29 protein-coding genes are annotated in these 25,426 nt (G+C 67.9%); 15 read left to right on the top strand and 14 right to left on the bottom strand.

Translation table 11 applies throughout. The annotated features are described in order from the left end of the window. Window positions 1–45 precede the first annotated feature (45 nt). Entirely contained in the window at window positions 46–735 is a 690-nt protein-coding gene (phoB, locus tag B7D75_RS27760) for a phosphate regulon transcriptional regulator PhoB (protein WP_003096653.1), read from the bottom strand. A gap of 175 nt (window positions 736–910) precedes the next feature. On the opposite strand from phoB, the gene B7D75_RS27755 reads away from it, so the two are divergent. Further along, window positions 911–1,294, top strand: a complete 384-nt coding sequence (locus B7D75_RS27755) for a COG4315 family predicted lipoprotein (RefSeq protein ID WP_003154441.1) — start codon at window positions 911–913, stop codon at window positions 1,292–1,294. Between the two features lie 23 nt (window positions 1,295–1,317). Here the strand turns inward: B7D75_RS27755 and ubiA are convergent, their stop codons facing one another. From ubiA to glcC, 3 genes are all read right to left on the bottom strand, one after another. Next, window positions 1,318–2,208 carry a 4-hydroxybenzoate octaprenyltransferase gene (gene ubiA, locus B7D75_RS27750; RefSeq protein WP_043098697.1) on the bottom strand — a complete coding sequence of 297 codons (891 nt, stop codon included), beginning with the start codon at window positions 2,206–2,208 and terminating at the stop codon, window positions 1,318–1,320. A 26-nt stretch (window positions 2,209–2,234) separates the two neighbouring features. Continuing rightward, window positions 2,235–2,771 carry a chorismate lyase gene (locus tag B7D75_RS27745; protein ID WP_012077956.1) on the bottom strand — a complete coding sequence of 179 codons (537 nt, stop codon included), beginning with the start codon at window positions 2,769–2,771 and terminating at the stop codon, window positions 2,235–2,237. Window positions 2,772–2,850: 79 nt separating this feature from the next. After that, window positions 2,851–3,606 (bottom strand): transcriptional regulator GlcC, encoded by a 756-nt coding sequence (glcC, locus tag B7D75_RS27740; protein ID WP_003154433.1) that lies wholly within the window; start codon window positions 3,604–3,606, stop codon window positions 2,851–2,853. 205 nt (window positions 3,607–3,811) lie between these two features. Here glcC and glcD point away from each other — a divergent pair, with 205 nt between their 5' ends. From glcD to B7D75_RS27690, 9 genes are all read left to right on the top strand, one after another. Then, window positions 3,812–5,311 carry a glycolate oxidase subunit GlcD gene (gene glcD, locus B7D75_RS27735; protein ID WP_107114604.1) on the top strand — a complete coding sequence of 500 codons (1,500 nt, stop codon included), beginning with the start codon at window positions 3,812–3,814 and terminating at the stop codon, window positions 5,309–5,311. Continuing rightward, the gene (glcE, locus tag B7D75_RS27730; RefSeq protein ID WP_052150424.1) at window positions 5,311–6,390 is read left to right on the top strand and encodes a glycolate oxidase subunit GlcE; all 1,080 of its coding nucleotides are present in this window, start codon (window positions 5,311–5,313) and stop codon (window positions 6,388–6,390) included. The genes glcD and glcE overlap by 1 nt, the downstream gene beginning before the upstream one ends. 9 nt (window positions 6,391–6,399) lie before the next feature. Beyond that, a complete protein-coding gene (gene glcF, locus B7D75_RS27725; protein WP_012077953.1) occupies window positions 6,400–7,626 on the top strand; it encodes a glycolate oxidase subunit GlcF in 1,227 nt (408 codons plus the stop codon). 4 nt (window positions 7,627–7,630) lie between these two features. Next, window positions 7,631–8,032, top strand: coding sequence for a heme-binding protein (locus B7D75_RS27720; RefSeq protein ID WP_043098699.1), 402 nt, complete (start codon window positions 7,631–7,633; stop codon window positions 8,030–8,032). A 140-nt stretch (window positions 8,033–8,172) separates the two neighbouring features. Continuing rightward, a complete protein-coding gene (locus tag B7D75_RS27715; protein ID WP_003098330.1) occupies window positions 8,173–8,340 on the top strand; it encodes a rubredoxin in 168 nt (55 codons plus the stop codon). Window positions 8,341–8,524: 184 nt separating this feature from the next. Next, entirely contained in the window at window positions 8,525–8,692 is a 168-nt protein-coding gene (locus B7D75_RS27710; protein ID WP_003098329.1) for a rubredoxin, read from the top strand. Window positions 8,693–8,743: 51 nt separating this feature from the next. Continuing rightward, complete coding sequence (gene alkT, locus B7D75_RS27705) at window positions 8,744–9,898, top strand: rubredoxin-NAD(+) reductase AlkT (RefSeq protein ID WP_003153180.1); 1,155 nt, start codon at window positions 8,744–8,746, stop codon at window positions 9,896–9,898. 201 nt (window positions 9,899–10,099) lie between these two features. Continuing rightward, window positions 10,100–10,372, top strand: a complete 273-nt coding sequence (locus B7D75_RS27695) for an HU family DNA-binding protein (RefSeq protein WP_003096630.1) — start codon at window positions 10,100–10,102, stop codon at window positions 10,370–10,372. 134 nt (window positions 10,373–10,506) lie between these two features. Next, the gene (locus B7D75_RS27690; protein WP_003153182.1) at window positions 10,507–10,899 is read left to right on the top strand and encodes a hypothetical protein; all 393 of its coding nucleotides are present in this window, start codon (window positions 10,507–10,509) and stop codon (window positions 10,897–10,899) included. A 72-nt stretch (window positions 10,900–10,971) separates the two neighbouring features. Here the strand turns inward: B7D75_RS27690 and B7D75_RS27685 are convergent, their stop codons facing one another. From B7D75_RS27685 to oxyR, 3 genes are all read right to left on the bottom strand, one after another. Then, the gene (locus B7D75_RS27685; RefSeq protein ID WP_034082748.1) at window positions 10,972–12,381 is read right to left on the bottom strand and encodes an aminoacyl-tRNA deacylase and HDOD domain-containing protein; all 1,410 of its coding nucleotides are present in this window, start codon (window positions 12,379–12,381) and stop codon (window positions 10,972–10,974) included. A gap of 89 nt (window positions 12,382–12,470) precedes the next feature. After that, a complete protein-coding gene (gene recG / locus B7D75_RS27680; RefSeq protein ID WP_107114603.1) occupies window positions 12,471–14,546 on the bottom strand; it encodes an ATP-dependent DNA helicase RecG in 2,076 nt (691 codons plus the stop codon). Then, entirely contained in the window at window positions 14,543–15,475 is a 933-nt protein-coding gene (oxyR, locus tag B7D75_RS27675; protein WP_012077948.1) for an oxidative stress transcriptional regulator OxyR, read from the bottom strand. The genes recG and oxyR overlap by 4 nt, the downstream gene beginning before the upstream one ends. Window positions 15,476–15,612: 137 nt before the next feature. Here oxyR and B7D75_RS27670 point away from each other — a divergent pair, with 137 nt between their 5' ends. The 3 genes from B7D75_RS27670 to B7D75_RS27660 all read left to right on the top strand — a co-directional run bounded on the left by B7D75_RS27670 (window position 15,613) and on the right by B7D75_RS27660 (window position 17,951). Beyond that, a complete protein-coding gene (locus tag B7D75_RS27670) occupies window positions 15,613–16,464 on the top strand; it encodes an NAD-dependent epimerase/dehydratase family protein (RefSeq protein ID WP_107114602.1) in 852 nt (283 codons plus the stop codon). Next, complete coding sequence (locus B7D75_RS27665) at window positions 16,464–17,264, top strand: AraC family transcriptional regulator (protein WP_034082740.1); 801 nt, start codon at window positions 16,464–16,466, stop codon at window positions 17,262–17,264. The genes B7D75_RS27670 and B7D75_RS27665 overlap by 1 nt, the downstream gene beginning before the upstream one ends. A gap of 66 nt (window positions 17,265–17,330) precedes the next feature. After that, the gene (locus B7D75_RS27660) at window positions 17,331–17,951 is read left to right on the top strand and encodes a LysE family translocator (RefSeq protein ID WP_012077944.1); all 621 of its coding nucleotides are present in this window, start codon (window positions 17,331–17,333) and stop codon (window positions 17,949–17,951) included. Between the two features lie 6 nt (window positions 17,952–17,957). Here the strand turns inward: B7D75_RS27660 and B7D75_RS27655 are convergent, their stop codons facing one another. From B7D75_RS27655 to B7D75_RS27630, 6 genes are all read right to left on the bottom strand, one after another. After that, window positions 17,958–18,686 carry a hypothetical protein gene (locus B7D75_RS27655; protein WP_053814793.1) on the bottom strand — a complete coding sequence of 243 codons (729 nt, stop codon included), beginning with the start codon at window positions 18,684–18,686 and terminating at the stop codon, window positions 17,958–17,960. A gap of 55 nt (window positions 18,687–18,741) precedes the next feature. Further along, window positions 18,742–19,122, bottom strand: a complete 381-nt coding sequence (locus B7D75_RS27650; RefSeq protein ID WP_003150736.1) for a RidA family protein — start codon at window positions 19,120–19,122, stop codon at window positions 18,742–18,744. Window positions 19,123–19,183: 61 nt separating this feature from the next. Beyond that, the gene (spoT, locus tag B7D75_RS27645) at window positions 19,184–21,289 is read right to left on the bottom strand and encodes a bifunctional GTP diphosphokinase/guanosine-3',5'-bis pyrophosphate 3'-pyrophosphohydrolase (RefSeq protein WP_003096603.1); all 2,106 of its coding nucleotides are present in this window, start codon (window positions 21,287–21,289) and stop codon (window positions 19,184–19,186) included. Between the two features lie 65 nt (window positions 21,290–21,354). Continuing rightward, window positions 21,355–21,621 carry a DNA-directed RNA polymerase subunit omega gene (gene rpoZ / locus B7D75_RS27640; protein WP_003096602.1) on the bottom strand — a complete coding sequence of 89 codons (267 nt, stop codon included), beginning with the start codon at window positions 21,619–21,621 and terminating at the stop codon, window positions 21,355–21,357. A gap of 88 nt (window positions 21,622–21,709) precedes the next feature. Beyond that, window positions 21,710–22,321: a guanylate kinase gene (gene gmk / locus B7D75_RS27635; RefSeq protein ID WP_003150735.1), complete on the bottom strand. Its 612-nt coding sequence runs from the start codon at window positions 22,319–22,321 to the stop codon at window positions 21,710–21,712. Window positions 22,322–22,379: 58 nt separating this feature from the next. Further along, window positions 22,380–23,243 (bottom strand): YicC/YloC family endoribonuclease, encoded by an 864-nt coding sequence (locus tag B7D75_RS27630; RefSeq protein ID WP_034082732.1) that lies wholly within the window; start codon window positions 23,241–23,243, stop codon window positions 22,380–22,382. A gap of 182 nt (window positions 23,244–23,425) precedes the next feature. Between B7D75_RS27630 and rph the strand changes: the two genes are divergently transcribed. Together rph and B7D75_RS27620 are read left to right on the top strand one after the other, a co-directional pair. Next, a complete protein-coding gene (gene rph / locus B7D75_RS27625; RefSeq protein ID WP_003096595.1) occupies window positions 23,426–24,145 on the top strand; it encodes a ribonuclease PH in 720 nt (239 codons plus the stop codon). Window positions 24,146–24,189: 44 nt separating this feature from the next. Continuing rightward, window positions 24,190–24,561, top strand: a complete 372-nt coding sequence (locus B7D75_RS27620) for a DUF4870 domain-containing protein (RefSeq protein ID WP_003150732.1) — start codon at window positions 24,190–24,192, stop codon at window positions 24,559–24,561. Window positions 24,562–24,621: 60 nt separating this feature from the next. Here the strand turns inward: B7D75_RS27620 and B7D75_RS27615 are convergent, their stop codons facing one another. Next, window positions 24,622–25,401 carry an exodeoxyribonuclease III gene (locus tag B7D75_RS27615; RefSeq protein ID WP_003150731.1) on the bottom strand — a complete coding sequence of 260 codons (780 nt, stop codon included), beginning with the start codon at window positions 25,399–25,401 and terminating at the stop codon, window positions 24,622–24,624. Between the last annotated feature and the right edge of the window lie 25 nt (window positions 25,402–25,426).

Genomic DNA, 25,426 nt, shown 5'->3' with positions numbered 1-25,426 from the left:
CCAGGGGTAACGGCTCCGGCCGCGGGGCGGCGGCCGGGAGCGGGGTCAGCTCTTGGTGGAGAAACGATAGCCGGTCCCGCGGACAGTCTGAACCAGATTTTCGTAGACCTCGCCCAGCGCCTTGCGCAGGCGACGGATATGCACGTCTACGGTGCGCTCCTCGACGTAGACGTTGCCGCCCCAGACCTGGTCGAGCAGTTGGCCGCGGGTATAGGCGCGCTCCTGGTGAGTCATGAAGAACTGCAGCAGGCGGTACTCGGTGGGGCCCATCTCGGCCGGCTTGCCGTCGATGGTCACGCGGTGGCTGATCGGGTCCAGCAGCAGCCCGCCGACCTCGATCGGCGCCTCGCTGTCGCCCGGGCCGGTGCGGCGCAGCACGGCCTTCAGGCGGGCGACCAGCTCGCGCGGCGAGAACGGCTTGGTGATGTAGTCGTCGGCGCCGACCTCCAGGCCCTGGATCTTGTTGTCCTCCTCGCCCTTGGCGGTGAGCATGATGATCGGGATGTCGACGGTCAGCTCGTCGCGCTTCAGGCGCCGCGCCAGCTCGATGCCGGAGGTGCCGGGGAGCATCCAGTCGAGCAGGATCAGGTCCGGCTTGCGGTCGACGATCACCGCGTGCGCCTGCTGGGTGTTTTCCGCTTCCAGACACTCGTAGCCGGCCATCTCCAGGGCCACGGCGATCATCTCGCGAATCGGTGCTTCGTCATCAACGATGAGGATTGTCTTGCCAACCATGGTCTTGCCTCGGGTCGATCTGTCTTGCGCCGCATTAGATAACGAAATTGTGTCAGGTATGTGACATAACGGCGTAGTTTCCGCCGACCGCCCGCAGCCGGACTATGCTCAACAGGTCCCGCTGCCGCCTCTCGCGGGCGGCTGAGGCTCCACCTGAAGCTACAGGAGAGACGCGATGAACAGAATCCACCTGGCGCTGGGTCTGGCGCTTGCCCTGCCGGCGTTCGCCGTGCTGGCCCAGGAAACGGTGGCGCCGGCCACCGAGAAGGACGGCGTGCTGGTCGATGGCAAGGGCATGACGCTCTATACCTACGACAAGGACAGCGAAGGCCAATCCGCCTGTTCCGGGCAGTGCGCGAAGAACTGGCCGCCGCTGGCGGCGGCCCAGGGCGCGCAGGCCAGCGGCGACTGGAGCCTGGTCGCCCGCGAGGACGGCACCCAGCAATGGGCCTACTACGGCAAGCCCCTTTATACCTTCATCCAGGACAAGAAGCCTGGCGACAAGAACGGCGACGGCAAGATGGGCGCCTGGCACGTCGCCCAGCCGGACATGGACTAGACGGTCGCCGGCCTGCGCGCCGCTCAACGCAGCGCGTAGTCGGCGACCGTGCCGAGGAAGATCGCCAGCCCCGCCCAGTGGTTGTGCAGGAAGGCGCGGAAGCAGGCCTGCGGGTCGCGGTCGCGGGTCGACCAGGCTTCCCAGGCGAAGCAGGCCGCCGCCACGACCAGGCCGAGGTAGAAGCAGGCGCCCAGCTCGAAGCGGTTGCCGGCCAGCGCCAGCAGGAGCAGGGTCAGGCCCTGCAGGCTGCCGATGATCAGGCGGTCGGCGTCGCCGAAGAGGATCGCGGTGGACTTGATGCCGATCTTCAGGTCGTCCTCGCGGTCGGTCATCGCGTAGTAGGAGTCGTAGGCCACCGTCCACAGCACGTTGGCCAGGAACAGCAGCCAGGCGCTGGCCGGCAGTTCGCCGCGCTCGGCGGTGAAGGCCATCAGGATGCCCCAGGAGTAGGCGGCGCCCAGTACCACCTGCGGGTAATAGGTGTAGCGCTTCATGAAGGGGTAGAGCGAGGCCACCGCCACCGCGCCGAACGACAGCCAGATGGTCGGCGCGTTGGTCAGCAGGACCAGCCCGAAGCTCAGCGCGACCAGGATGGCGAAGGTGATCCAGGCCTCGCGCACGCTGATCTTGCCGGTGGCCAGCGGGCGCGCCTTGGTGCGTGCGACGTGGCCGTCGAAATCGCGGTCGGCGAAATCGTTGATCACGCAGCCGGCGGCGCGCATCAGGGTGACGCCGAGGACGAAGATCAGCAGGTTCTTCAGTTCCGGCACGCCGTCCGCGGCGATCCACAGCGACCACAGGGTCGGCCAGAGCAGCAGGTAGATGCCGATCGGCCGGTCCAGGCGCACCAGTTGGACGAAGTCCCAGGCGCGGGGGTGCAGGCGGGCCAGCGGCTTGATCAGGGTGACGAACATGGGAACCTCCGGAGTCGACCGGAGGATTATACGTCGTCGATTCCCGCCTGGCCCCACAGGCGCGGCAGGAACACTTCCGCCACCAGTACCCCGAGCGCCCCGCGGGCGAAGCGTGAACGACGGCCCCACAGGCCTTCGTCACGGACCTCGGCGGGCAGGCCGGCCGCCGGATAGCGGCAGACCTCGATGGCGCCGCGCTCGAAGGCGCTGTCGCTGAACAGCAACTCGCCCAGCGAGCGGGTGCCGAGCAGCGCCAGGTCGAAGCCCGAGCCTTCCAGGGCGCTGCGCGCCGCCACGCTGCGGGCGAACACCCAGGGCCGGTCGTGGCCGTGCAGGTAGACCTCGCGTACCCAGCCGGTGCTGCCGGGCTCGACGCCCAGTCCCTGGCACTCGTCGTCGCGCAGGAGTTGCCAGCCTTCGAGCAGGGGCTCGACGCGGAACGCGCCGTCGGCCAGGGCGGTCAGGCGCCGGGTCAGCGAGCCCTCGTCGAACAGCCAGTCGAGGACGGCGGGGGAAACGCTGGACAGTTGGTCGGCGCGGAGCCAGGGCGCGTTGCTGGGCATGACGGGACTACGAGACGGCGGCAGAAGGCGGCGAGGGTAGCACGTTCGCCCGGCGGCCGGCCTGCGACGCGGCGGCGCGTCATTCCCAGCCGTTCAGGCGCAGGGTGGCGCGAACCAGGCGCTGTTCCTCCTGCTCGATCTCCCGCAGGTTGTCGCGGATGCTGTGGATATGTTCGCGCGCCGCCCGTTGCGCCTGCTCTGGCTGGCGCTCGCGGAGGGCCGCGTAGAGGCGCGCGTGCTGGCGGTCGATCTGGCGCTTTTGCGATGGCCGGTGATAGAGGTTGTTCACCGAGGCGAACACCGTGCTCAACATCAGTTCGTTCAGCGATTGCAGGGTATGCACCAGCACTGGATTGTGCGACGCCTCGCTGATCGCCCGGTGGAACGCATGGTCGCGGCGGGCGTGCTCGCGGGGATCGACCGGCTGGGTTTCGTCGTGGCTGGCGAGCATCTCGTCGTAGCGCCGGGCGAGCAGGACGAAGTCCGCCTCGGTGCCGCGCAGCGCCGCCAGGCGGGCCGCCTCGCCCTCCAGCAGGGCGCGGACTTCGAGCAGGTCGTAGAGGGTGCGCGGCTGGGAGCCGAACAGGTGCATCAGCGGACTGGCATCGGCGTTGCGGTCGAGGTCGGCGACGAACGACCCACGGCCATGCTCGGTATCGATGATGCCGCGTCCGCGCAGCACCCGCAGGCCCTCGCGCAGGGCCGAGCGCGAGCAGCCGAGCTTGGCCACCAGGCGCCGCTCCGAGGGCAGCGCCTGGCCGACCTTGAGCACGCCGTCGACGATCAGCCGCTCGATACGTTCGGCGACCTGGTCGGCCACCCGCTGTTTCTGCATGGAAGCTCCCGTTGCACTGGTAGGACCAGTTGGCTGTCGTTACTCACTATAGAGGCTGGTGGGCTTTCTACCATGCGCTTCGCGCCCATGGTTCCCGGCGAAACTGGTAGGACCAGTTCGATGCCTGCTGGACCCCGGCCGTCCGCGCGGTACAGGCTGTGGACGCTTGCTGATCCCGCCGACAACCACAACAAGGACAGCCGCCATGAACATCCTCTACGACGAGCGTCTGGACGGTCCGTTGCCGCAGGTGGACAGGGATGCCCTGCTGGCCGAATTGCGCCTCCGCCTGCCCGACCTCGAGCTGCTGCACGCCGCGGAAGACCTGCGTCCCTACGAGTGCGACGGTCTCTCGGCGTATCGCTGCACGCCGTTGCTGGTGGCATTGCCGGAACGTATCGAACAGGTCCAGGGCCTGCTCGCCCTCTGCCATCGGCTGGAGGTGCCGGTGGTGGCGCGCGGTGCCGGCACCGGCCTGTCCGGCGGCGCACTGCCGCTGGAGAACGGCGTGCTGCTGGTGATGGCGCGTTTCCGGCGGATCCTCGAGATCGACCCGCTGGGGCGTTTCGCCCGGGTCCAGCCTGGCGTGCGCAACCTGGCGATCTCCCAGGCCGCTGCCCCCCACGGCCTGTACTACGCACCGGACCCATCCTCGCAGATCGCCTGCTCCATCGGCGGCAACGTCGCGGAGAACGCCGGCGGCGTGCATTGCCTGAAGTATGGCCTGACCGTGCACAACCTGTTGCAGGTGGACATCGTGACCCTGGAGGGCGAGCGCCTGAGCCTGGGTTCCGCCGCCCTGGACAGCGCCGGCTTCGACCTGCTGGCGCTGTTCACCGGCTCCGAGGGGCTGCTTGGCGTGGTGGTGGAGGTCACCGTCAGGCTGTTGCCGCGGCCGCCGCTGGCCAAGGTGCTGTTGGCCAGCTTCGACGATGTGGAAAGCGCAGGGCGGGCGGTGGCCGACCTGATCGGCGCCGGCATCGTCCCGGCTGGCCTGGAGATGATGGACAACCTGTCGATCCGCGCCGCCGAGGACTTCATCCATGCCGGCTACCCGGTTGACGCGGCGGCGATCCTGCTCTGCGAACTGGACGGGGTGGAAGCCGACGTGCACGAGGATTGCGAACGGGTCCGCGAGCTGTTCCAGGCGGCCGGCGCCACCTCGGTGCGCCAGGCCCATGACGAGGCCGAGCGCCAGCGCTTCTGGGCCGGGCGCAAGAATGCCTTTCCGGCGGTGGGGCGGATTTCCCCCGACTACTACTGCATGGACGGCAGCATCCCGCGCCGCGAGCTGCCGCGGGTGCTGCACGGCATCGCCGAGCTTTCGCGCGAATACGGCCTGCGGGTGGCCAACGTATTCCACGCCGGCGACGGCAACATGCACCCGTTGATCCTCTTCGACGCCAACCTGCCGGGCGAGCTGGAGCGCGCCGAGGCGCTGGGCGGCAGGATCCTCGAGCTGTGCGTGGCGGTAGGCGGCAGCATCACCGGCGAACATGGCGTCGGCCGCGAGAAGATCAACCAGATGTGCGCTCAGTTCAATGCCGACGAGCTGACCCTGTTCCACGCCGTGAAGGCGGCGTTCGACCCGGCCGGGCTGCTCAATCCCGGCAAGAACGTGCCCACCCTGCATCGCTGCGCCGAGTTCGGCGCCATGCACGTCCACCACGGTCGACTGCCGTTCCCCGAACTGGAGCGTTTCTGATGAGCCAGCCGTATTTTGATCCGGACGCTGGCGCCGACCATGCCGGCGCGCTGCTCGAGCAGGTCCGCGACGCCCTGGCGCGGCGCGCGCCGCTGCGCATCGTCGGCGGCGACAGCAAGGCATTTCTCGGCAGGCCGGTTGCCGGCGAACCGCTGGCCCTCGCCGAACACCGCGGGATCGTCGCCTACGATCCCTGCGAACTGGTGATCACCGCCCGTGCCGGTACGCCGCTGGACGAGCTACAGGCCGTGCTGGCGCGCGGCGGGCAGATGCTTGCCTGCGAGGCGCCGGGGTTCGGCGGCCGGGCGACGGTCGGCGGGGTGCTCGCCAGCGGCCTGTCCGGACCGCGCCGGCCCTGGGCGGGAGCGGTACGCGATTTCGTCCTCGGCACGCGGCTGATCAGTGGCCTGGGCACCCACCTGCGCTTCGGCGGCGAGGTGATGAAGAATGTCGCCGGCTACGACCTGTCGCGGCTGCTGGCGGGCAGCTTCGGTTGCCTCGGGGTGGTCACCGAAGTGTCCTTCAAGGTGCTGCCCATGCCGCGCCGCCAGGCCAGTCTGAGTCTGGACCTGCCGGTGGCGGCGGCGTTGCGCAAGTTGGCGGAGTGGGGAAGGCAGCCAATGCCGATCAGCGCGGCCTGCCACGACGGCGAGGGTTTGCGCCTGCGCCTGGAGGGCGGCGAGGGCTCGGTACGCTCTGCGCGCGAGCGCCTCGGTGGCGAAGCGCTCGATGACGGCTTCTGGGCCGACCTGCGCGAGCAGCGCCTGCCGTTCTTCGCCGACCCGCGACCGCTCTGGCGCCTGTCGCTGCCGGCGCTGGCACCGGAGTCGCCGCTGCCCGGCCGCCAGTTGCTGGACTGGGGCGGGGCGCTGCGCTGGCTGAAGAGCGACGCGCCGGCCGCAGACATCCGCGAGTGGGCCGCCGCCCATGGCGGCCACGCCACCTGCTACCGCGCCGGCCACGTCGACGCGCCGTTCCAGCCGTTGCCGCCGGCTTTGCTCGGCCTGCACCGGGCGCTGAAGCGCCAGCTCGACCCGCAAGGCATCTTCAATCCCGGGCGGATGTACGCCGAACTCTGAGGAGACGCGATGCAAACCAACCTGTGCGAATCCGCCCGGCAACGCGCCGAGGCCGCCGAAGCCGAGCGCATCCTGCGCAGCTGCGTGCACTGCGGCTTCTGCAACGCCACCTGCCCGACCTACCAGGAGCTGGGCGATGAACTCGACGGTCCGCGCGGGCGGATCTACCTGGTCAAGCAGTTCCTCGAGCGCGACGAGGCCAGCGAGCGCACCCGGCTGCATCTCGATCGCTGCCTGAGCTGTCGCAACTGCGAAACCACCTGCCCGTCCGGGGTGGAGTACCACAAGCTGCTGGATATCGGCCGCGACCTCCTGGCCGAGCGCCTGCCGCGCAGCTTCGGCCAGCGCCTGCTGCGCGGCGGGCTGCGCCTGCTGGCGCCGCGGCCGGCGCTGTTCGGCGCGCTGGCGGCCGTCGCCGGGGGTGTGCGGCCGGTTCTGCCGGAACCCGTGCAGAGCAAGTTGCCACGCCGGATCGCGGCACCAGGAAAACGACCGCGGCCGCGGCATGCGCGGCGCGTGCTGCTGCTCGAAGGTTGCGTGCAGCCGGCGCTGTCGCCGAACACCAACGCCGCCGCCGCGCGCGTCCTCGACCGCCTGGGCATCAGCGTGACGCCGGCCGTCGCGGCCGGTTGCTGCGGCGCCGTGGATTTCCACCTGGATGCGCAGGAACGCGGCCGCCAGCGCGCGCGGCGCAACATCGACGCCTGGTGGCCATTGCTGCGCGAGGGCGCCGAGGCCATCGTGCAGACCGCCAGCGGCTGCGGCGCCTTCGTCAAGGACTACGCCTACCTGCTGCGCGACGACCCGCGATACGCGGCCAGGGCGCGCGAGGTCGCCGCCGCTGCCCGCGACCTGGTGGAAGTGCTTCGCGACGAGCCGCTGGAGTCCCTCGGCCTGCGCTGCGACCAGCGCCTGGCATTCCACTGCCCATGCACACTGCAGCACGCGCAACGACTGGGCGGGGCCGTGGAATCGGTGCTGCGGCGACTGGGTTTTCATCTCGCCGAAGTGCCCGACGGTCATCTCTGCTGCGGCTCCGCCGGCACCTACTCGCTGACCCAGCCGGCGCTGTCCCGGCGTCTGCGCGACAACCGCCTGGACGCCCTGGAAAGCGGCGCGCCGGATGTCATCGCCACGGCCAACGTCGGTTGCCAGGTGCATCTCGACGGCGCCGGGCGGACCCCGGTACGCCACTGGATCGAGCTGCTCGACCAGGCCTTGCCCGGAGGAGAGTGAAACCATGCGCAGCAAGCCGGTACTCGGCCGCGAGGACGTCACCCGTATCCTTGCCGCCGCCCGCGAGGAGGCCCTGCGCCAGGGCTGGGCGGTGAGTGTCGCGGTGGTCGACGACGGCGGCCATCCGCTGGCCCTGGAGCGCCTCGACGGCTGCGCGCCGATCGGCGCCTACATCGCCACGGAAAAGGCCCGCAGCGCCGCCCTCGGACGCCGGGAAACGAAGCGCTACGAGGAAATGATCAACGGCGGACGCAGCGCCTTTCTCTCGGTACCGCTGCTGCAGGCTACCCTGGAAGGCGGCGTGCCGATCCTGTTGGATGGCGAGGTCGTGGGAGCGGTCGGCGTCTCCGGCGTACGCGCCGAAGAGGATGCCCGGGTGGCGCGGGCCGGCGCCGAGGGCCTGTGAGGTGTGAGGCGACCGGCGGGCACCACCCATCTTTGGTTGGCCCTTTCGGCGTGGGCTTGCCGTTCGGGCAGGTTGGCGGACAGGGTGGATTTGTTATAGGTTGCCGGCGCTGAACCGTGGTAACCCGCCCGAGGTAAACAATGAAGAAGTGGCAATGCGTGGTGTGTGGACTGATCTATGACGAGGCCAAAGGCTGGCCGGAAGAAGGCATCGAGGCGGGAACGCGCTGGGAAGATGTGCCTGAGGACTGGCTTTGCCCCGACTGTGGCGTCGGCAAGCTGGACTTCGAGATGATCGAAATCGGCTGAGCCCCGGCTCGCCGGCGGAGAAGGCGGCCCCGGCCGCCTTTTTTCATGTCTGGCCAGCGGCCGCGCAGCGGTTATCCTTGAGTTCTGGGTCCGGTCATTGACTGTCCTGCCGGGGTGGCCCGGCAGCCCCGCCGTTGGCCGGCGAGCGACGCTGAGCTAGGTTCGACGAACGAGGAGGGTGGCGATGCGCAAGTGGCAATGCGTGGTCTGCGGCTTCATCTACGACGAAGCCCTGGGCCTGCCCGAAGAAGGCATTCCGGCGGGAACCCGCTGGGAGGACATCCCGGCGGACTGGGTCTGCCCGGACTGCGGTGTCGGCAAGATCGATTTCGAGATGATCGAGATCGCCTGAGCGAAATCCACAGAAGCGGCGCCCGGCGCCGGCAATCACAGAGGAACGGAAATGAGCGAGCGTGCGCCCCTGGTAATCATTGGAACCGGCCTGGCGGGCTACAACCTGGCCCGCGAGTGGCGCAAGCTGGACAGCGAGACGCCGCTGCTGATGATCACCGCCGACGATGGACGCTCCTATTCCAAACCGATGCTCTCCACCGGTTTCTCGAAGAACAAGGACGCCGACGGCCTGGCCATGGCCGAGCCGGGCGCCATGGCCGAGCAACTCAATGCGCGGATCCTGACCCATACCCGGGTCACCGGCATCGACCCGGGGCACCAGCGGATCTGGATCGGCGAGGAAGAAGTGCGCTATCGCGACCTGGTCCTGGCCTGGGGCGCTGAGCCGATCCGGGTGCCGGTCGAGGGTGATGCCCAGGACGCGCTCTACCCGATCAACGACCTGGAGGACTACGCGCGCTTCCGCCAGGCGGCCGCCGGCAAGCGCCGGGTGCTGCTGCTTGGCGCCGGGCTGATCGGCTGCGAGTTCGCCAACGACCTCTCCAGCGGCGGCTACCAGCTCGACGTGGTGGCGCCTTGCGAGCAGGTCATGCCGGGCCTGCTCCACCCGGCCGCGGCCAGGGCCGTGCAGGCGGGCCTGGAAAGCCTCGGCGTGCGCTTCCACCTGGGGCCGGTGCTGGCCAGCCTGAGGAGGGCCGGGGATGGCCTGGAAGCCCATCTCTCCGACGGCGAAGTGATTCCCTGCGACCTGGTGGTTTCCGCGGTCGGCCTGCGTCCGCGCACCGAACTGGCGTTTGCCGCGGGGCTGGCGGTCAACCGCGGGATCGTCGTCGACCGCTCCCTGCGCACCTCCCACGCCAATATCTATGCGCTGGGCGATTGCGCCGAGGTGGATGGCCTCAACCTGCTCTACGTGATGCCGCTGATGGCCTGCGCGCGGGCGCTGGCGCAGACCCTGGCGGGCAACCCCAGCCAGGTCAGCTACGGCCCGATGCCGGTGACGGTGAAGACCCCGGCCTGCCCGCTGGTGGTATCGCCGCCGCCGCGTGGAATGGATGGCCAATGGCTAGTGGAAGGCTCTGGGACGGACCTCAAGGTCCTCTGCCGGGATACCGCCGGTCGAGTCATCGGCTACGCCCTGACCGGGACGGCGGTGAACGAAAAACTGTCCCTGAACAAGGAGTTACCCGGTCTTATGGCGTAACTGCCTCCTGTCCTGGCCATTCTGCCGTCGAGACATGCGGCAAAATTGTCCGACGATACTGGCGCAGTCCTCGGGAGCATGCCATCCTCCTTCGCGTCTACCGCAGTCTAGAGCCTATGGTTCCGGTGGACTGCGGTGCCTTTGAGCGCTGCTGGGAAGACAGCACGGACACAAAAACAACAAACCGTCAAAGAGGCAACTATGCGTAAACCAGAACTAGCCGCCGCTATCGCCGAAAAGGCCGATCTCACCAAGGAACAGGCCAATCGCGTTCTCAACGCCCTGTTGGATGAAATCACCGGCGCGCTGAACCGCAAGGACAGCGTGACCCTGGTCGGTTTCGGCACCTTCCTGCAACGCCATCGCGGGGCCCGCACGGGGAAGAACCCGCAGACCGGCCAGCCGGTGAAGATCAAGGCCAGCAACACCGTCGCCTTCAAGCCCGGCAAGGCCCTGCGCGACGCGGTCAACTGATCGCCGGGAGCCCGGAGTCAGAGCGGCTCCGGGCTTCACCGAAGACCCTCCCGCGCTCATCGAAAGGACAGCTGTAGTCCATCGCTCGAACAGCTACAATGCGCCGCTCATTTCCTGGATATCGAGACGCGCGCATGAAATTTCGTCTTCTCCTGTGGATGCTCGGCCGCCTGATGGGCAAGGCCAGCCGCGACAACCCCGCCTTCCAGAAACAGCTCGAAGGCAAGGACCTGGTATTCCAGCTGCACACCCTCGATGGCAAGGTGGCGCGTCACTACGTGGTTCGGGACCTGCGCGTGACCAGCAAGCGCGGTAGCCATCCGCAACCGGCGTTTTCCCTTGGATTCAAGGACGGAGCCTACGGTTTCGCCGCCATGACCTCGAAGAACCCGCAGCTGGCGTTCATGCAGGGCATCCAGAACAAGGACATCCAGATCCAGGGAAATCCGGCGCTGGTGATCTGGTTCCAGGGCCTGGTGAAATACCTCAAGCCCAAGAAGAAGGCGCCGGAAAAGAAAGCCGCCTGACGGCGGCTTTCGAATCTTCTCCGAGCCACGCTCGTGGACCGGCGGTAGTGCACTACGCGATGGACTACCCGGTCATCCCGGCAGGCGATTGAACTGCGCCGCCAGTTCGCGCAGGGCGGCTTCGGCTTCCAGCACCTTCCGCACCGCATCCTCGGCCTTTTCCCCGGTGATCCCCAGGCGTTCGTACAGGCCCGTCGGAATCGCTTCCTGTGGGCCATCGCCAATACCCTGGTTGCGCAGCAGCCGGCTGGCCAGGCAGATCAGGTTGGCGTAGACCGCGTTCGGCCCGGTGTAGCCGGGGTCCTGCTGGAAGCGCAGGGCGCAGTAGAGGTCGTCCGGCATATCCCATACGCGCATCAGCCAGGCACCGATCTGCTCACGGGTGATTCCCAGCAGGTGCTGCTCGATGTAGGCGTGACCGAGATGCGGGTTGACTTCCAGGTGCCGGCAGATCAGCGAAAAGTGTGGCGGGAAGACATGCGCCAGGACCAGGTAGCCGAAGTTGTGCAGCAGCCCGCCCAGGTAGCTCAGGCCGGACTCCGGGCGCAACTCGCGCGGCATGGCGCGGGTCAGGCCCTCGATCACCGCTGCGGTGTAGATCGCCTGCTGCCAGTAGGGCGTGGCCTGTTGCGGCTGGTCCTTGGGCAGGGTGAGGGTCTTGCCCAGGGCCAGGCCGAGGGCCAGGTTGATCACCAGGTCGAAGCCGAGCACGCGGACGATCGCGTCCTCCACCGAGCGGATCTTGCCCGGCGCGGCGTAGTAGGGCGAGGCGGCCCAGCTGACCACCTGGGCGGCCAGCGCCGGGTCGGTCTCGACCAGGCCGGTAATGTCGTCGACACTGGCGTTGGGATCGACCCGCAGCTTGATGATCTTCTGCGCCGTCTGCGGTAGCGGGGGAATCTCGATGGTCTGCTCCAGGCGTTGCTGGATGCGTCGGGCGGTGAAGGCCTGTACCGCCTGGCTGATCTCCGCGCGATCGTCGTCCGGACGATCCAGGTTCAGGCTGATGTTCTCCAGCGGTTCGCCAAAGCGTGCGGCGCTAGCCTTGGCCAGCAGGCTGCGGAAATCATTGCTGGCGATTTCCAGGAGGATGCCTGGCTGGCCGGACTCGATCAGCAGGCGCGGTTCCTGCAGCAGGCGCTCGTCGTAGAGGCAGGGCGAACTGGTCAAGGGCGGCAGCGCCGGCAGGCGGTGCAACTCATGCTTGCCGAGCATCCGCTCCAGGCGCTCGGGCTTGATCGCCAGCAGCTTGCGGCCGGTCAGTTCGGTGAGCCGGGCGAGATCCAGCAGCTGGCTCTGCGGGAACAGCACCAGCAGGGTGCCGACGGCGTCGTCCAGCAGCACCGCCTGGACCCGGCGGGCTGCCGGCAGGTCCGTGCCGTCGGCCACTTCACGGCAGGCGATGCCGAGCTTGGCGAGCAGCTGGAGGATGACCTGAGGGGCGTGCGGAGCATCGGCGGAGGCCAGGGCGGCTTCTGTCATGACGAGACCATGAGATCTGGATTTTCCGTCAGTATAACCAGAGCTGCCTTAAGACTGAGACCTACGCCGACCGGCGAGAGCGAAATAGATCACACTTGGCCGTATTGCTGGCCATGCCGCAGCCAGCGCTCGAGCAGCGGGCTGACGTGCTGCGGCCAGTGCGCCAGCAGCGACTGGGCGGCGTCGCGCACTGCCGGCAGGAGATCGGCGTCGCGCATCAGGTCGGCGACCTTGAACTGCAACAGGCCGGTCTGGCGGGTGCCGAGCATTTCGCCGGGGCCGCGCAGCTCCAGGTCCTTCTCGGCGATGAGGAAGCCGTCGCTGGTCTCGCGCATGATGCCCAGCCGCTCGCGGCCGATCTGCGACAGGGGGGGATGGTAGAGCAGCACGCAGTGGCTGGCGGCGCTACCCCGGCCGACCCGGCCGCGCAGCTGGTGCAGCTGGGCCAGGCCGAGACGCTCGGGATTCTCGATGATCATCAGGCTGGCGTTGGGCACGTCGACGCCGACTTCGATCACCGTGGTCGCCACCAGCAATTGCAACATGCCTTCCTTGAAGGCCTCCATCACCACCGCCTTGTCCGCCGGCTTCATGCGTCCGTGGATCAGGCCGACACGCAGTTCGCCCAGCGCCGAGGACAGTTCTTCGTAGGTGGTCTCGGCGGCCTGGCAGGTCAGCTCCTCGGATTCTTCGATCAGGGTGCATACCCAGTAGGCCTGGCGCCCTTCGCGGCAGGCCGCGCGGACCCGCTCGATCACCTCGATGCGGCGGCTGTCGGCGACCAGCACGGTATTCACCGGTGTACGGCCGGGCGGCAGCTCGTCGAGGATCGAGGTGTCCAGGTCGGCGTAGGCGCTCATCGCCAGGGTTCGCGGGATCGGTGTCGCGGTCATGATCAGCTGGTGCGGGCAGAGCCGGCCGTCCACGCCCTTCTGGCGCAGGGCCAGGCGCTGTTGCACGCCGAAGCGGTGCTGTTCGTCGATGATCGCCAGGGCCAGGCGCTTGAACTTCACTTCGTCCTGGAACAGCGCATGCGTGCCGACCACCATCGGCGCGCCGTCGGCGATCCGTTCCAGAGCCGCCGCGCGGGCCTTGCCCTTGAGCTTGCCGGCGAGCCAGGCGACCTCGATGCCCAGCGGTTGCAGCCACTTGCCGAAGTTGACGAAGTGCTGCTCGGCGAGGATCTCGGTCGGCGCCATCAGCGCCACCTGGTAGCCGGCCTCGATGGCTTGCAGGGCAGCGAGGGCGGCGACCACGGTCTTGCCGGCGCCGACGTCGCCTTGCACCAGGCGCAGCATCGGCTCGTCCTGGGCCAGATCGTAGGCGATCTCGGCGCCGACCCGCTGTTGCGCGCCGGTTGGCTGGAAGCCGAGATTGGCGAGGAACTGCTGCGGCAGCCGACGGGCCGGCGGCAGGCGCGGGGCCGCCTGCGAGCGCACGGCTTCGCGCAGGCGTTGCAAGGACAACTGGTGGGTCAGCAACTCTTCGAAGGCCAGGCGCAGCTGCGCCCAGTGCCGGCCTTCGGCGAGCTCCTCGATATCGGCGTCCGGCGGCGGCCGATGCAGGTAGCGGATCGCCTGGTCGAGCGGGCCGAGCTGGTAGTCGCGGGCCAGCTCCGCCGGCAGCCAGTCGGGCAGGCTGCTGGGGCCGAGCAGGGCCAGGACCTGCTGGCTGAGCTGGCGCAGGCGCTGCTGGGTGAGGCCCTCGGTGGTCGGGTAGATCGGCGTCAGGGTCTGCTCCACCGGGATCGGCTCGTCGCCGTTCAGCGCGCGGTATTCCGGGTGGTAGATCTCCAGGCCGGAGGCACCCGGACGGACTTCGCCGTAGCAGCGCAGGTGGGTACCGCGCTTGAGGCCGTCCTTCTGCGCCTGGCTGAAGTGGTAGAAGCGCAGGCTGAGAGTGCCGCTGCCGTCCTGCAGGCGCACCAGCAGGCTGCGCCGGCGCCCCATCACCACGTCGGCGCCGGCCACCACGCCCTCGACCACCGCGTCGGCCCCCGGGCGCAGGGCGCCGATGGCGGTGACGCGGGTACGGTCCTGGTAGCGCAGGGGCAGGTGGAAGAGGATGTCCTGCAGGGTTTCCAGGCCCACGCGAGCGAGTTTTTCCGCCAGCGCGGCGCCTACGCCCTTGAGCGCGGTGACCGGGACCCTGGACAGCTCGGTCATGCGAGTTGCGGTTGTTCCTGGGTTTGCGGACGGGCCACCGAGCACAGGCGGATCGAGTCGGCCAGCACCTCGATGGCGCGCGGCCGCGGGAAGCTGGCGCGCCAGGCGATGGCGACGGTGCGGAACGGCACCGGCGCGCTGAACGGGCGGACCTCGATGACGCCCGGGGCGTAGTGGTGGCTGTCCACCGCGGAGAACGGCAGGACCGACACGCCGAGGCCGGAGGCGACCATGTGGCGGATGGTTTCCAGCGAGGAGGACTCCACCGTGGTGTGCTTGTTCTCGTCGCCCTTGCGCACGGTCGGGCAGGCCTCCAGCACCTGGTCGCGGAAGCAGTGGCCCTCGCCGAGCAGGAGCAGGCTCTTGTCGTTGAGCAGCTCGGAATCGATGCTGGCCTTGGCGGTCCAGGGATGGTCGGCCGGCATCAGCACATAGAAAGGCTCGTCGAACAGCGGCTTGGTCAGGACGTCGGCTTCCTGGAACGGCAGGGCGATGATGATCGCGTCGAGTTCGCCGGTGCGCAGCTTGTCGCGGAGGATGTGGGTGAAATTCTCCTCGATGTACAGCGGCATCTGCGGCGCGACCCGGTGCAGCTGCGGAATCAGGTGCGGGAACAGGTACGGGCCGATGGTGTAGATGGCGCCGACCTTCAACGGCGCGGCCAGCTGGTTCTTGCCGGCCTGGGCCAGCTCGCGGATGCCCTGGGCCTGTTCGAGGACCTTCTGCGCCTGGGCGACGATGCCTTCGCCCACTGGCGTCAGGCGCACGGCGCTCTTGCTACGCTCGAAGATCAGCACCCCCAGCTCGTCCTCGAGCTTCTTCACGCCGACCGAGAGGGTCGGCTGGCTGACGTGGCAACGCTCGGCGGCGCGGCCGAAGTGTTGTTCCTGGGCGAGGGTGACGATGTAGCGCAGTTCGGTGAGGGTCATGGCGGCTCATCCGTTAAGATCGGCCAAGCATAGCGGCTGCACCGCCGCGAACCAACCTTCGGGCGCATGATCGGGCGTGCATTGCAGACGATTCGACGCCTACACTGGCCGCCTTGTTGTAGGAAGGAGACGGCTTCATGTCGCAAACAGTGATGATCGCCGGTTGTGGCGATGTCGGTGGGCGCCTCGGCGAGGCGCTGCTGGCCGATGGCTGGCGGGTGCATGGCCTGCGTCGCTCGGTGGACGCCTTGCCGCAGGGGATCCTGCCGGTGGCCGGCGATCTGCAGGCTCCGGAGTGCCCCGCGCAGTGGCCGGGCGAGCCGCTCGACTACCTGGTATACAGCGCCGCCGCCAGTCAGCACGACGAGGCTGGCTACCGTGCCGCCTACGTCGATGGCCTGCGCCATGTGCTGGGCTGGTTACAGGCCCACGGCCAGCGGCCCAGGCGCCTGCTGTTCGTCTCCAGCACCGGGGTCTACGCGCAGACCGACGGCAGCTGGATCGACGAGGACTCGCCGGCGCTTTCCCAGGCCTATTCCGGACGGATCATGCTCGACGCCGAGCGGGTCGCGCTGGACAGCGGGATACCGGCTAGCCGCGTGCGCCTGGCCGGCATCTACGGGCCGGGCCGGGAATGGCTGCTCAACCAGGTGCGCCAGGGTTACCGGGTGGTCAGCGAGCCGCCGCTCTATGCCAACCGCATCCATGCCGACGATGCCGCGGGACTGCTGGCCTTCCTGCTGCGCGCCGACGCCCGTGGCGAAGCGCTGGAAGACTGCTACATCGGTGTCGACGACGCGCCGGTGGCGATGCACGAGGTGGTCGACTACCTGCGCCAGCGCCTGGGCGTCAGCCAATGGGCCGACGAGCATTCGGTACGCCGCGCCGGCAGCAAGCGTTGCAGCAACCGTCGTGCCCGCGCGCTCGGCTGGGTGCCGCGCTATCCCAGCTACCGCGAGGGCTACGCGGCGGTGCTCGGGGACGCCTGATGGCCGCCAACCGGCTGCTGGCGCGCCCCTGGCTGCCCGGCGTGGAGCTGTTCCATGCGGACTTCTCCGGCCAGGCGTTCGGCCGCCACAGCCATTCGGCCTTCGCCATCGGCTCGATCCTTCACGGCGTCGGCGGCTACCAGTGCCGCGGGCGGCGCCACGCGCTGCCGGCCGGCACCCTGTCGCTGATGAATCCGGAAGAGCCGCATACCGGGCACGCCGAATCCGAGCGGCTGGTCTACCGGATGCTCTATGTCGAAGAAGCGCGCCTGCTCGGCCTGCTCGGCCGCAAACAGTTGCCGCGCGGCTTCGGCGAATTGAACCCGGCCGACGACGGCAGCGTGGCGGCTGGTATGGCGCGGCTGGCCGAGGATTTCCAGCGCAGCGACGCATTGGCGCTGGAAAGCCGCCTGCTGGCCTTGCTCGAACAGGTATTCGTGCGCCACGGCGGCATGCGACCGGCGGCCGCGGCGCCGCGTGACGGCGGGACCACCGCGCGCCTGCGCGATTACCTGGAGGCGCATGCCAGCGAGGCGCTCGGTCTGGACCAGCTGGCGCAGTTGCTGCAGCGCCACCCGCGCCACCTGATCGAGGCTTTCCGGCGTGCCTACGGCGTGCCGCCGCATACCTACCAGCTGCAATGCCGGGTGCGCCAGGCCAAGCGCCTGTTGCTGGAAGAACGGCCGCTGGCGGAACTCGCCCAGCACCTCGGCTTCTACGACCAGGCGCACTTCTCCACGACCTTCCGGCGTTTCACCGGGGTCACACCGGGGCAGTTCCGGCGCAGCGCCAAGACCTGAGTTTTTTCCAATACGGCGCCCGCCGCACCGCACAGACTGGAGGCCTTCACGTTTCGAGGGGCCTTCATGTTCGCCGCGTTCGTCCTTGTCGCCAGTGCCCATTTCGCCGCCCTGCTGTCGCCGGGACCGGACTTTTTCCTGCTGGTGCGCGCCGCCCTGCTGCGTGGCCGGCGCCAGGCCGACGGGGTGGCCGCCGGCATCGCCCTGGCCAACCTCCTGAGCATGCTGCTGGTGCTCGGCCTGCTGGCCAGCGTGCCGGACCCGGCGCACAGCGCCTTGCGCTGGCTGCAGGCGCTCGGCGGTCTGTACTTCCTCTGGCTGGCGGGCCAGGCGCTGCTGGCGCACAGGCGACTGGAAATTCCGGCGCAGCGCGACCTCCCGTCCAGCGGCGGCTATCTGCGCGGGCTGCGCGACGGCCTGCTGGCGAGCAGCCTGAATCCCAAGCTGCCGATCTTCTATGCCGGGCTGTTCGGCGTGCTGGCGCGCTTCAGCCTGCCGGGCTGGGCGCTGGCCCTGTGCCTGGCGTGGATGAGCCTGGTGGTGCTGTGCTGGGACATGGCGCTGGTGCGCCTGCTGGACAGGCCGCGCTGGCGCGGCTGGTTGCAGCGGCGGGTAGGCGCGCTGGACCGACTCTGTGGCGTCCTGCTGCTGGCGCTGGGCGGCTGGCTGGTGCTGGCCGCCCTCTGAGAGGAGTCAGCGCTCCAGCAGCCAGACGCGCTTGCCCGGCACGTAGCTGGGCATCTCGTTGGCGCCGGCGGTGTTGACCGCCTCGAACAGTTGCAGCTCGTCGTCGTCCAGGCTGAACAGCAGTTCGCGGCCGCGGTTGCCTTGTTGCAGCCAGATGCTGTCGTTGTCGCCGCTCATCGCCGCGCAATCGCCGGCCAGGCACAGCGCGTAGCGTTCGGCGCCGGGAAGACCGCTGACCAGGCCGTTGGCCTGGAACTCGACCTTGCCGCCCTGGCCCTGGCCTTCGCGGATCTTCCAGCTGCCCTTCAGGTAGCTGCTGTACAAGGCTCGTTCGAAACCGCTGCCGGCAGGGCTGTTGGCCGCGGGTTGCGGGTCGAGACGGCGGAAACGCTGTTCCGGGCCGTTGGCGCTGGCCTGCTGGATCAGTTCCTTGCCGTCCACTGCGAGGCTCTCCTGGTTGTCGTCGCCATAGAAGGCAACCTTCCAGTGTTCGTCATCGCTCTTGCTCAGGGTCCCTTCGCCGAGTTCGAAACCGTTGCTGAAGGTGGCTTCGCCTGCCTTGCTGTCGAGCTTCCACTCCAGGTTGGGACCATAGGCGAGCAGGGCCTCGCGCAGCTTGCCGTCCTTGCTGGCGGCGTCGATGGCGGCCTGGTTGATCCAGGTGCCGGACGGATCGGACGTGCCGGCGCAACCGGCCAGCAGGGCGGCTGCGGCGAGGAAAATCACGCGGCGCATCGTGCTACTCCATGCAGGGCGACGGGGCCCTGGGGCCCCGTCGCGAACAACCGGCTTACTCGAGGACGACGATGGCGTCCATTTCCACCTGTGCGCCCTTGGGCAGGGCGGCCACGCCGATGGCGGCGCGCGCCGGGTAGGGCTGGGTGAAGTAGCGGCCCATGATCTCGTTGACCTTGGCGAAGTGCGACAGGTCGGTGAGGAAGATGTTCAGCTTGGCGACATCGTGCAGGTAGCCGCCGGAAGCCTCGATCACCGCCTTGAGGTTCTCGAACACCTGGACGGTCTGCGCCTCGAAGCCTTCCACCAGTTCCATGGTCTTCGGGTCCAGCGGGATCTGCCCGGATACGTAGACGGTGTTGCCGGCCTTGATGGCCTGGGAATAGGTGCCGATGGCGGCCGGGGCGTTGTCGGTGTGGATAACGGTCTTGGTCATGGGAACTCCTTGCTGAAATCGAGTGGGCGCGGGGGCGCCGGATGACACAGGAAAAAGCGGGTCAGCTGCGCAGGCGGGTGATCCGGATCACTCCCTTGAGGGCGCGCAGCTTCTTGATGACGCGGGCCAGGTGGACGCGATCGTGCACGCTGACGACCAGTTGTACGACGCTGATGCGGCCGTCGCGCTCGTCCATGCTGATCTTCTCGATGTTGCCGTCGGCCGCGTTGACGCTGGTGGCGAGCAGGGCGATCAGACCACGCTGGTGCTCCAGCTCGACGCGCAGTTCGACGTTGAATTCGCCGGTGACATCCTTGGCCCAGCTGAGCTGGATGCATTTTTCCGGGTTGTGGCGGACTTCGCTGATGTTCTTGCAGCTTTCCAGGTGCACCACCATGCCCTTGCCGGCGGACAGATGGCCGACGATCGGGTCGCCGGGAATCGGCGTGCAGCACTTGGCGTAGCTCAGGACCAGGCCTTCGGTGCCGCGGATCGCCAGCGGACCCTCGGCGCTCGGCGCTTCCTCTCCTTCGCTGGACAGCAGGCGGCGGGCGACCACGTAGGCCATGCGGTTGCCCAGGCCGATCTCTTCCAGCAGGTCTTCGAAGACTTCCATGCGGTACTCGGCGAGCACGGCCTGGATGCGTTCCTGGGGGATCTTCTCGAGGTGGCTGTCGAAGCCGGTGAGGGTCTTGTTCAGCAGGCGCTCGCCGAGGTTGATCGACTCGGAGCGGCGTTGCAGCTTGAGCGCGTGGCGGATATGGGTGCGCGCCTTGCCGGTGACCACGAAGCTCAGCCAGGCCGGATTCGGCCGGGCGCCCGGGGCGGTGACGATTTCCACCGTCTGGCCGCTCTGCAGCGGCTCGGAGAGCGGCGCCAGGCGGCGGTTGATGCGGCAGGCGATGCAGCTGTTGCCGACGTCGGTATGCACCGCGTAGGCGAAGTCGACCGCGGTGGAACCCTTGGGCAGTTCCATGATGCGGCCCTTGGGTGTGAATACGTAGACCTCGTCCGGGAACAGGTCGATCTTCACGTTCTCGATGAATTCCAGCGAGTTGCCGGCGCGCTGCTGCAGCTCCAGCACGCCCTTCACCCACTGTCGGGCGCGGGCGTGGGTGCCCTTGGGCGTCTCGTCGTTGGATTTGTACAGCCAGTGCGCGGCGATCCCGTGGTTGGCCATCTCCTCCATCTCGCGGGTGCGGATCTGGATCTCGATGGGCACCCCGTGCATGCCGAACAGGGTGGTATGCAGCGACTGGTAGCCGTTGGCCTTGGGAATCGCGATGTAGTCCTTGAAGCGCCCGGGGAACGGCTTGTACAGGCTGTGCACGGCGCCCAGCACGCGGTAGCAGGTATCGACCTTGTCGACGATGATGCGGAAGGCGTAGACGTCCATGATCTCGTTGAACGCCTTACGCTTGCCGCGCATCTTCTGGTAGATGCTGTAGAGGTGCTTCTCGCGGCCGATCACCTGGCCTTCCATGCCTTCGCGGGCGAGGCAGTTGACCAGCGACTCCTGGATCTTGCCGACGATCTCGCGGCGGTTGCCGCGGGCCTTCTTCACCGCCTGGCGGATGCGCTCGGCGCGCATCGGGTGCATGGCCTTGAAACCGAGGTCCTCGAACTCCACGCGCATGGTGTGCATGCCCAGGCGGTTGGCGATCGGCGCGTAGATTTCCAGGGTTTCCTTGGCGATGCGCCGGCGCTTTTCGCCGGAGAGCACTTCGAGGGTGCGCATGTTGTGCAGGCGGTCGGCCAGCTTGACCAGGATCACGCGGATGTCGCGGGCCATGGCCATGGCCATCTTCTGGAAGTTCTCGGCCTGGGCCTCGGCCTTGGTCTCGAAGTTCATCTGGGTCAGCTTGCTGACCCCGTCGACCAGTTCCGAGACGGTCTCGCCGAACTGCGCGGTGAGCGCTTCCTTGGCGATGCCGGTGTCCTCGATCACGTCGTGCAGCATCGCGGCCATCAGACTCTGATGGTCCATGTGCATGTCGGCGAGGATATTGGAGACCGCCAGCGGGTGGGTCACGTACGGCTCGCCGCTGCGGCGGCGCTGCCCGTCGTGGGCCTGCTCGGCGTAGTAGTAGGCGCGGCGGACCAGGTTGACCTGGTCCGGCCCTAGGTAGCTCGACAGTCTGTCGGCGAAGGCGTCTATGCCCGGCAAGGGTTCACCCCCTGCCCGTAGGCGGGTTGCGGCGCTCGCAGGCGACGTCGAGCCGAGGCCATGGCTTACAGGGCCTCGGTGTTGGCCTCGTCGTCGAACGCGGCGAACAGCGGTTCGTCCTCGACGATGTCTTCCTGCTGGACGACGTTCTCATCGACCAGGCCGGAAGCGATCTCGCGCAGGGCGACGACGGTCGGCTTGTCGTTTTCCCAGGCCACTTTCGGCTCCTTGCCGCCGGTAGCCAGCTGACGGGCGCGCTTGGTGGCGAGCATGACCAGCTCGAAACGGTTATCGACGTTGTCCAGGCAGTCTTCAACGGTGACGCGGGCCATGGTGTTCCTCGTAACGAAAAGTGAGCCCGACGTTTGCCGGGCGGACTGAATAGTCTAAAAAATCGCCAATCTTTATGGAAGAGCCGATTTAGGCGAGCAGACGACCGAGCAGTTCGGCGTGGCGTTGCTGCTGGGCGTCCTGGCGCAACTGGCGGGCGCGGAAGATCGCCTTGAGGTCGTCCAGGGCGTGGGCGAAATCGTCGTTGATCACCAGGTGATCGTACTCCACGTAGTGGCTCATTTCGCTGACGGCTTCGCGCATGCGCCGCTCGATCACCTCGTCGCTGTCCTGGCCGCGGTTGGTCAGGCGCTGGCGCAGGGCTTCCTGGCTCGGCGGGAGGATGAAGATCGACTGGGCCTCGGGCATCAGCCGGCGTACCTGCTGGGCGCCCTGCCAGTCGATCTCGAGGATCAGGTCGAGGCCTTCGGCGAGGGTCTTCTCGACCCAGCGCTGCGAGGTGCCGTAGAGGTTGCCGAAGACTTCGGCGTGCTCGAGGAACTCGTTGCGCTCGAGCATCTCGAGGAACTCCTCGCGGCGGGTGAAGTGGTAGTTGACCCCGTCCACCTCGCCCGGGCGCATGCCGCGGGTGGTGTGGGAGACGGAGACGCGGACCTCGGGGGCGGCGTCGAGCAGGGCCTTCACCAGGCTGGTCTTGCCGGCGCCGGAGGGAGCGGAAACGATGTACAGGGTGCCGGACATGGGATGTTCCTGGTGCTTCGTGAGGGTTGGAAAAAGATCGGGCGCAGGCGCCCGCCGGTCATTCGATGTTCTGCACCTGCTCGCGCATCTGCTCGATCAGGACCTTGAGGTTGACCGCGGCCTGGGTCGAGCGCGGGTCGAAGGCCTTGGAACCCAGCGTATTGGCTTCGCGGTTGAGTTCCTGCATCAGGAAGTCCAGGCGGCGGCCGGCGGCGCCGCCGGCCTTGAGGACCCGGCGGACCTCGCCGACGTGGGTGGTGAGGCGGTCGAGCTCCTCGGCGACATCGCTCTTCTGCGCCAGCAGGACCAGTTCCTGCTCCAGGCGCTGCGGATCGAGTTCGGCCTTGAGTTCGGCGAAGCGGTCGAGGATCTTCTGCCGCTGGTTGGCCAGCATGGTCGGCACCAGTTCGCGCAGGTTGCCGACTTCCACCAGCATCGCGTCGAGCCGTTCGTTGAGCAGCTTCGCCAGCTCCTGGCCTTCGCGCGAGCGGCCGGCCTTGAGTTGCTCCAGGGCCTGGCCGAAGGCTTCCAGGGCGGCGGCGTTGAGTGCCTGCGGATCGGCCGAGTCGGCCACCAGTACGCCGGGCCAGGCCAGCACGGCGAGCGGATCGAGAGGTGCCGGCTGGCGGATCAGGGCGGCTACGCCTTCGGCGGCGGCGACCAGCTGGCGGGCGCGCTCCTGGTCGACCTGCAGGCTCTTGCCGGCGGTCTCCTCGGCGAAGCGCAGGGTGCATTCCACCTTGCCGCGCGACAGGCCCTGGCGCAGCGCTTCGCGCACGGCACCCTCGAGGTCGCGGAAGGCATCGGGCAGGCGCAGGTGCGGCTCCAGGTAGCGGTGGTTGACCGAGCGCAACTCCCAGCTCAGGGTGCCGTGGGTACCGGCCTGCTCGACGCGGGCGAAGGCGGTCATGCTGTGCACCATGGGTCTACCTCGATAGTCGTGTGGGGAAGTGCGTCCGGCGCCGGCCGCGTGCGGCCCGCCGTGATTCGAGCCGGGCATTGTAACCCACGTCCGGCGGGGCCCGCACGCCGACGGTGGTTGAGAGCCAGGGCAGGCCTCTATAATGGCGGCCAATTCCGCTTTCTCAGTACAGGATAACCACGATGAATCGTCCCAGTGGCCGTGCCGCCGACCAGCTGCGCCCGATCCGCATCACCCGCCATTACACCAAGCACGCAGAAGGTTCGGTGCTGGTCGAGTTCGGCGATACCAAGGTGATCTGCACCGTCAGCGCCGAGTCCGGGGTGCCGCGCTTCCTCAAGGGCCAGGGCCAGGGTTGGCTGACCGCCGAGTACGGCATGCTGCCGCGCTCGACCGGTGAACGTAACCAGCGCGAGGCCAGTCGCGGCAAGCAGGGCGGCCGCACCCTGGAAATCCAGCGCCTGATCGGTCGCTCCCTGCGCGCGGCGCTGGACCTGAGCAAGCTCGGCGAGAACACCCTGTACATCGACTGCGACGTGATCCAGGCCGACGGCGGCACCCGCACCGCCTCGATCACCGGCGCCACCGTGGCGCTGATCGATGCCCTGGCGGTGCTGAAGAAGCGCGGCGCGCTCAAGGGCAACCCGCTCAAGCAGATGGTCGCCGCGGTCTCCGTGGGCATCTACCAGGGCGTGCCGGTACTCGACCTGGACTACCTGGAGGATTCCGCTGCGGAAACCGACCTGAACGTGGTGATGACCGATGCCGGCGGCTTCATCGAGGTGCAGGGCACCGCCGAAGGCGCGCCGTTCCGTCCCGCCGAGCTGAACGCCATGCTCGAACTGGCCCAGCAGGGCATGCAGGAGCTGTTCGAACTCCAGCGCGCCGCGCTGGCCGAATGAGCGGACGCCCGGCGCCCGCCGGGCCCTTGAAGAAGGAGCGCAACATGAACGAGGTATCCGAAGAGGTCGCTGCGAGCCCCGGCCAGGAAGCCCGGCAATGGGCGATGTTCTGCCATTTCGCGGCGTTCATCGGCCTGGTATTTCCCTTCGGCAGCCTGCTCGGGCCGCTGATCGTCTGGCAACTCAAGCGCGAGAGCGATCCGTTCGTCGACGCCCAGGGCAAGGAAGCGCTGAACTTCCAGATCACCGTGGCGCTGGCGATGTTCGTCAGCTTCCTGCTGATGCTGGTGGTGATCGGTTTCTTCCTGCTTGGCCTGGTCTGCCTGGCGGCGCTGGTGCTGACCATCATCGCCGGAATCAAGGCCAACGAAGGCAAGGCCTATCGCTATCCGTTCTGCCTGCGGCTGATCAAGTAGGCTGCACGGGAAATAGAAAAGCCGGCGCATGCGCCGGCTTTTTCGTACCTGGATCGAGCCTCAGATGCTCAGCTGCCAGTCGTAGTCGACGATCAGCGGCGCGTGCTGGGAGAAGCGCGGCTGGCGCGGCAGCTTGGCGTTGCGCACGAAGCGGCGCAGACCGGGGGTCAGCACCTGGTAGTCGAAGCGCCAGCCGAGGTTGAGCATCTCGGCCTGTTCGCTGTCCGGCCACCAGCTGAACTGGTCGCCTTCGCGGCTGACTTCGCGCAGGGCGTCGGCATAGCCGAGGTTGCCGAACACTTCGTCCAGCCAGGCGCGTTCGGGCGCGAGGAAACCCGGCATCTGCTGGCACTCGCGCCAGTTCTTCACGTCGAGCTTCTGGTGGGCGACGTACAGCGAGCCGCAGTAGATGTATTCGCGGCGCTTGCGGCGCTGTTTGCTCAAGTAATGGGTGAAATCGTCCATGAACTTGAATTTCTGGTTCAAGCTCTCGTCTCCGCTCTGCCCGGAAGGCAGCAGCAGGGTGGCGATACTCACCTTGTCGAAGTCGGCTTGCAGGTAGCGCCCGTAACGATCGGCCGTTTCGAAACCTAAGCCGCTGATCACAGCTTTGGGCTGCAAACGGCTGTAGAGTGCGACACCGCCCTGTTCGGGTAGCTCGGCATCGCAGGCATAAAGGAAGTAGCCGTCCAGTTGGAAGGACGGGTCATCCAGATCGAAGGCGGAGGCTCGGGTGTCCTGCAAGCAGATCACGTCGGCATTCTGTGCTTGCAGCCAACTGAGCAAACCGCGCTCGGCCGCAGCCTGAATACCATTCACGTTCACACTGATGATCCGCATAAATGGCCCCCAAAATCACGTGCGT

This window comes from Pseudomonas paraeruginosa (genome assembly GCF_003025345.2).
Taxonomy (GTDB): domain Bacteria; phylum Pseudomonadota; class Gammaproteobacteria; order Pseudomonadales; family Pseudomonadaceae; genus Pseudomonas; species Pseudomonas paraeruginosa.
This window is presented reverse-complemented; position numbering and strand designations above follow the sequence as displayed.

Bases quoted from the DNA above. Each gene is read 5' to 3' on its own strand.
- recG (WP_107114603.1), bottom strand. From the start codon at position 14,546: ATGACCGAGCTGTCCAGGGTCCCGGTCACCGCGCTCAAGGGCGTAGGC.
- B7D75_RS27755 (WP_003154441.1), top strand. From the start codon at position 911: ATGAACAGAATCCACCTGGCGCTGGGTCTGGCGCTTGCCCTGCCGGCG.
- B7D75_RS27665 (WP_034082740.1), top strand. From the start codon at position 16,464: ATGGCCGCCAACCGGCTGCTGGCGCGCCCCTGGCTGCCCGGCGTGGAG.
- rph (WP_003096595.1), top strand. From the start codon at position 23,426: ATGAATCGTCCCAGTGGCCGTGCCGCCGACCAGCTGCGCCCGATCCGC.
- glcC (WP_003154433.1), bottom strand. From the start codon at position 3,606: ATGCAGAAACAGCGGGTGGCCGACCAGGTCGCCGAACGTATCGAGCGG.
- glcF (WP_012077953.1), top strand. From the start codon at position 6,400: ATGCAAACCAACCTGTGCGAATCCGCCCGGCAACGCGCCGAGGCCGCC.
- B7D75_RS27720 (WP_043098699.1), top strand. From the start codon at position 7,631: ATGCGCAGCAAGCCGGTACTCGGCCGCGAGGACGTCACCCGTATCCTT.
- B7D75_RS27695 (WP_003096630.1), top strand. From the start codon at position 10,100: ATGCGTAAACCAGAACTAGCCGCCGCTATCGCCGAAAAGGCCGATCTC.
- B7D75_RS27655 (WP_053814793.1), bottom strand. From the start codon at position 18,686: ATGCGCCGCGTGATTTTCCTCGCCGCAGCCGCCCTGCTGGCCGGTTGC.
- glcE (WP_052150424.1), top strand. From the start codon at position 5,311: ATGAGCCAGCCGTATTTTGATCCGGACGCTGGCGCCGACCATGCCGGC.
- B7D75_RS27670 (WP_107114602.1), top strand. From the start codon at position 15,613: ATGTCGCAAACAGTGATGATCGCCGGTTGTGGCGATGTCGGTGGGCGC.
- B7D75_RS27650 (WP_003150736.1), bottom strand. From the start codon at position 19,122: ATGACCAAGACCGTTATCCACACCGACAACGCCCCGGCCGCCATCGGC.
- B7D75_RS27715 (WP_003098330.1), top strand. From the start codon at position 8,173: ATGAAGAAGTGGCAATGCGTGGTGTGTGGACTGATCTATGACGAGGCC.
- B7D75_RS27690 (WP_003153182.1), top strand. From the start codon at position 10,507: ATGAAATTTCGTCTTCTCCTGTGGATGCTCGGCCGCCTGATGGGCAAG.
- ubiA (WP_043098697.1), bottom strand. From the start codon at position 2,208: ATGTTCGTCACCCTGATCAAGCCGCTGGCCCGCCTGCACCCCCGCGCC.
- B7D75_RS27660 (WP_012077944.1), top strand. From the start codon at position 17,331: ATGTTCGCCGCGTTCGTCCTTGTCGCCAGTGCCCATTTCGCCGCCCTG.
- glcD (WP_107114604.1), top strand. From the start codon at position 3,812: ATGAACATCCTCTACGACGAGCGTCTGGACGGTCCGTTGCCGCAGGTG.
- B7D75_RS27745 (WP_012077956.1), bottom strand. From the start codon at position 2,771: ATGCCCAGCAACGCGCCCTGGCTCCGCGCCGACCAACTGTCCAGCGTT.
- B7D75_RS27630 (WP_034082732.1), bottom strand. From the start codon at position 23,243: ATGGTGCACAGCATGACCGCCTTCGCCCGCGTCGAGCAGGCCGGTACC.
- B7D75_RS27615 (WP_003150731.1), bottom strand. From the start codon at position 25,401: ATGCGGATCATCAGTGTGAACGTGAATGGTATTCAGGCTGCGGCCGAG.
- alkT (WP_003153180.1), top strand. From the start codon at position 8,744: ATGAGCGAGCGTGCGCCCCTGGTAATCATTGGAACCGGCCTGGCGGGC.
- B7D75_RS27620 (WP_003150732.1), top strand. From the start codon at position 24,190: ATGAACGAGGTATCCGAAGAGGTCGCTGCGAGCCCCGGCCAGGAAGCC.
- oxyR (WP_012077948.1), bottom strand. From the start codon at position 15,475: ATGACCCTCACCGAACTGCGCTACATCGTCACCCTCGCCCAGGAACAA.
- gmk (WP_003150735.1), bottom strand. From the start codon at position 22,321: ATGTCCGGCACCCTGTACATCGTTTCCGCTCCCTCCGGCGCCGGCAAG.
- phoB (WP_003096653.1), bottom strand. From the start codon at position 735: ATGGTTGGCAAGACAATCCTCATCGTTGATGACGAAGCACCGATTCGC.
- B7D75_RS27685 (WP_034082748.1), bottom strand. From the start codon at position 12,381: ATGACAGAAGCCGCCCTGGCCTCCGCCGATGCTCCGCACGCCCCTCAG.
- B7D75_RS27710 (WP_003098329.1), top strand. From the start codon at position 8,525: ATGCGCAAGTGGCAATGCGTGGTCTGCGGCTTCATCTACGACGAAGCC.
- rpoZ (WP_003096602.1), bottom strand. From the start codon at position 21,621: ATGGCCCGCGTCACCGTTGAAGACTGCCTGGACAACGTCGATAACCGT.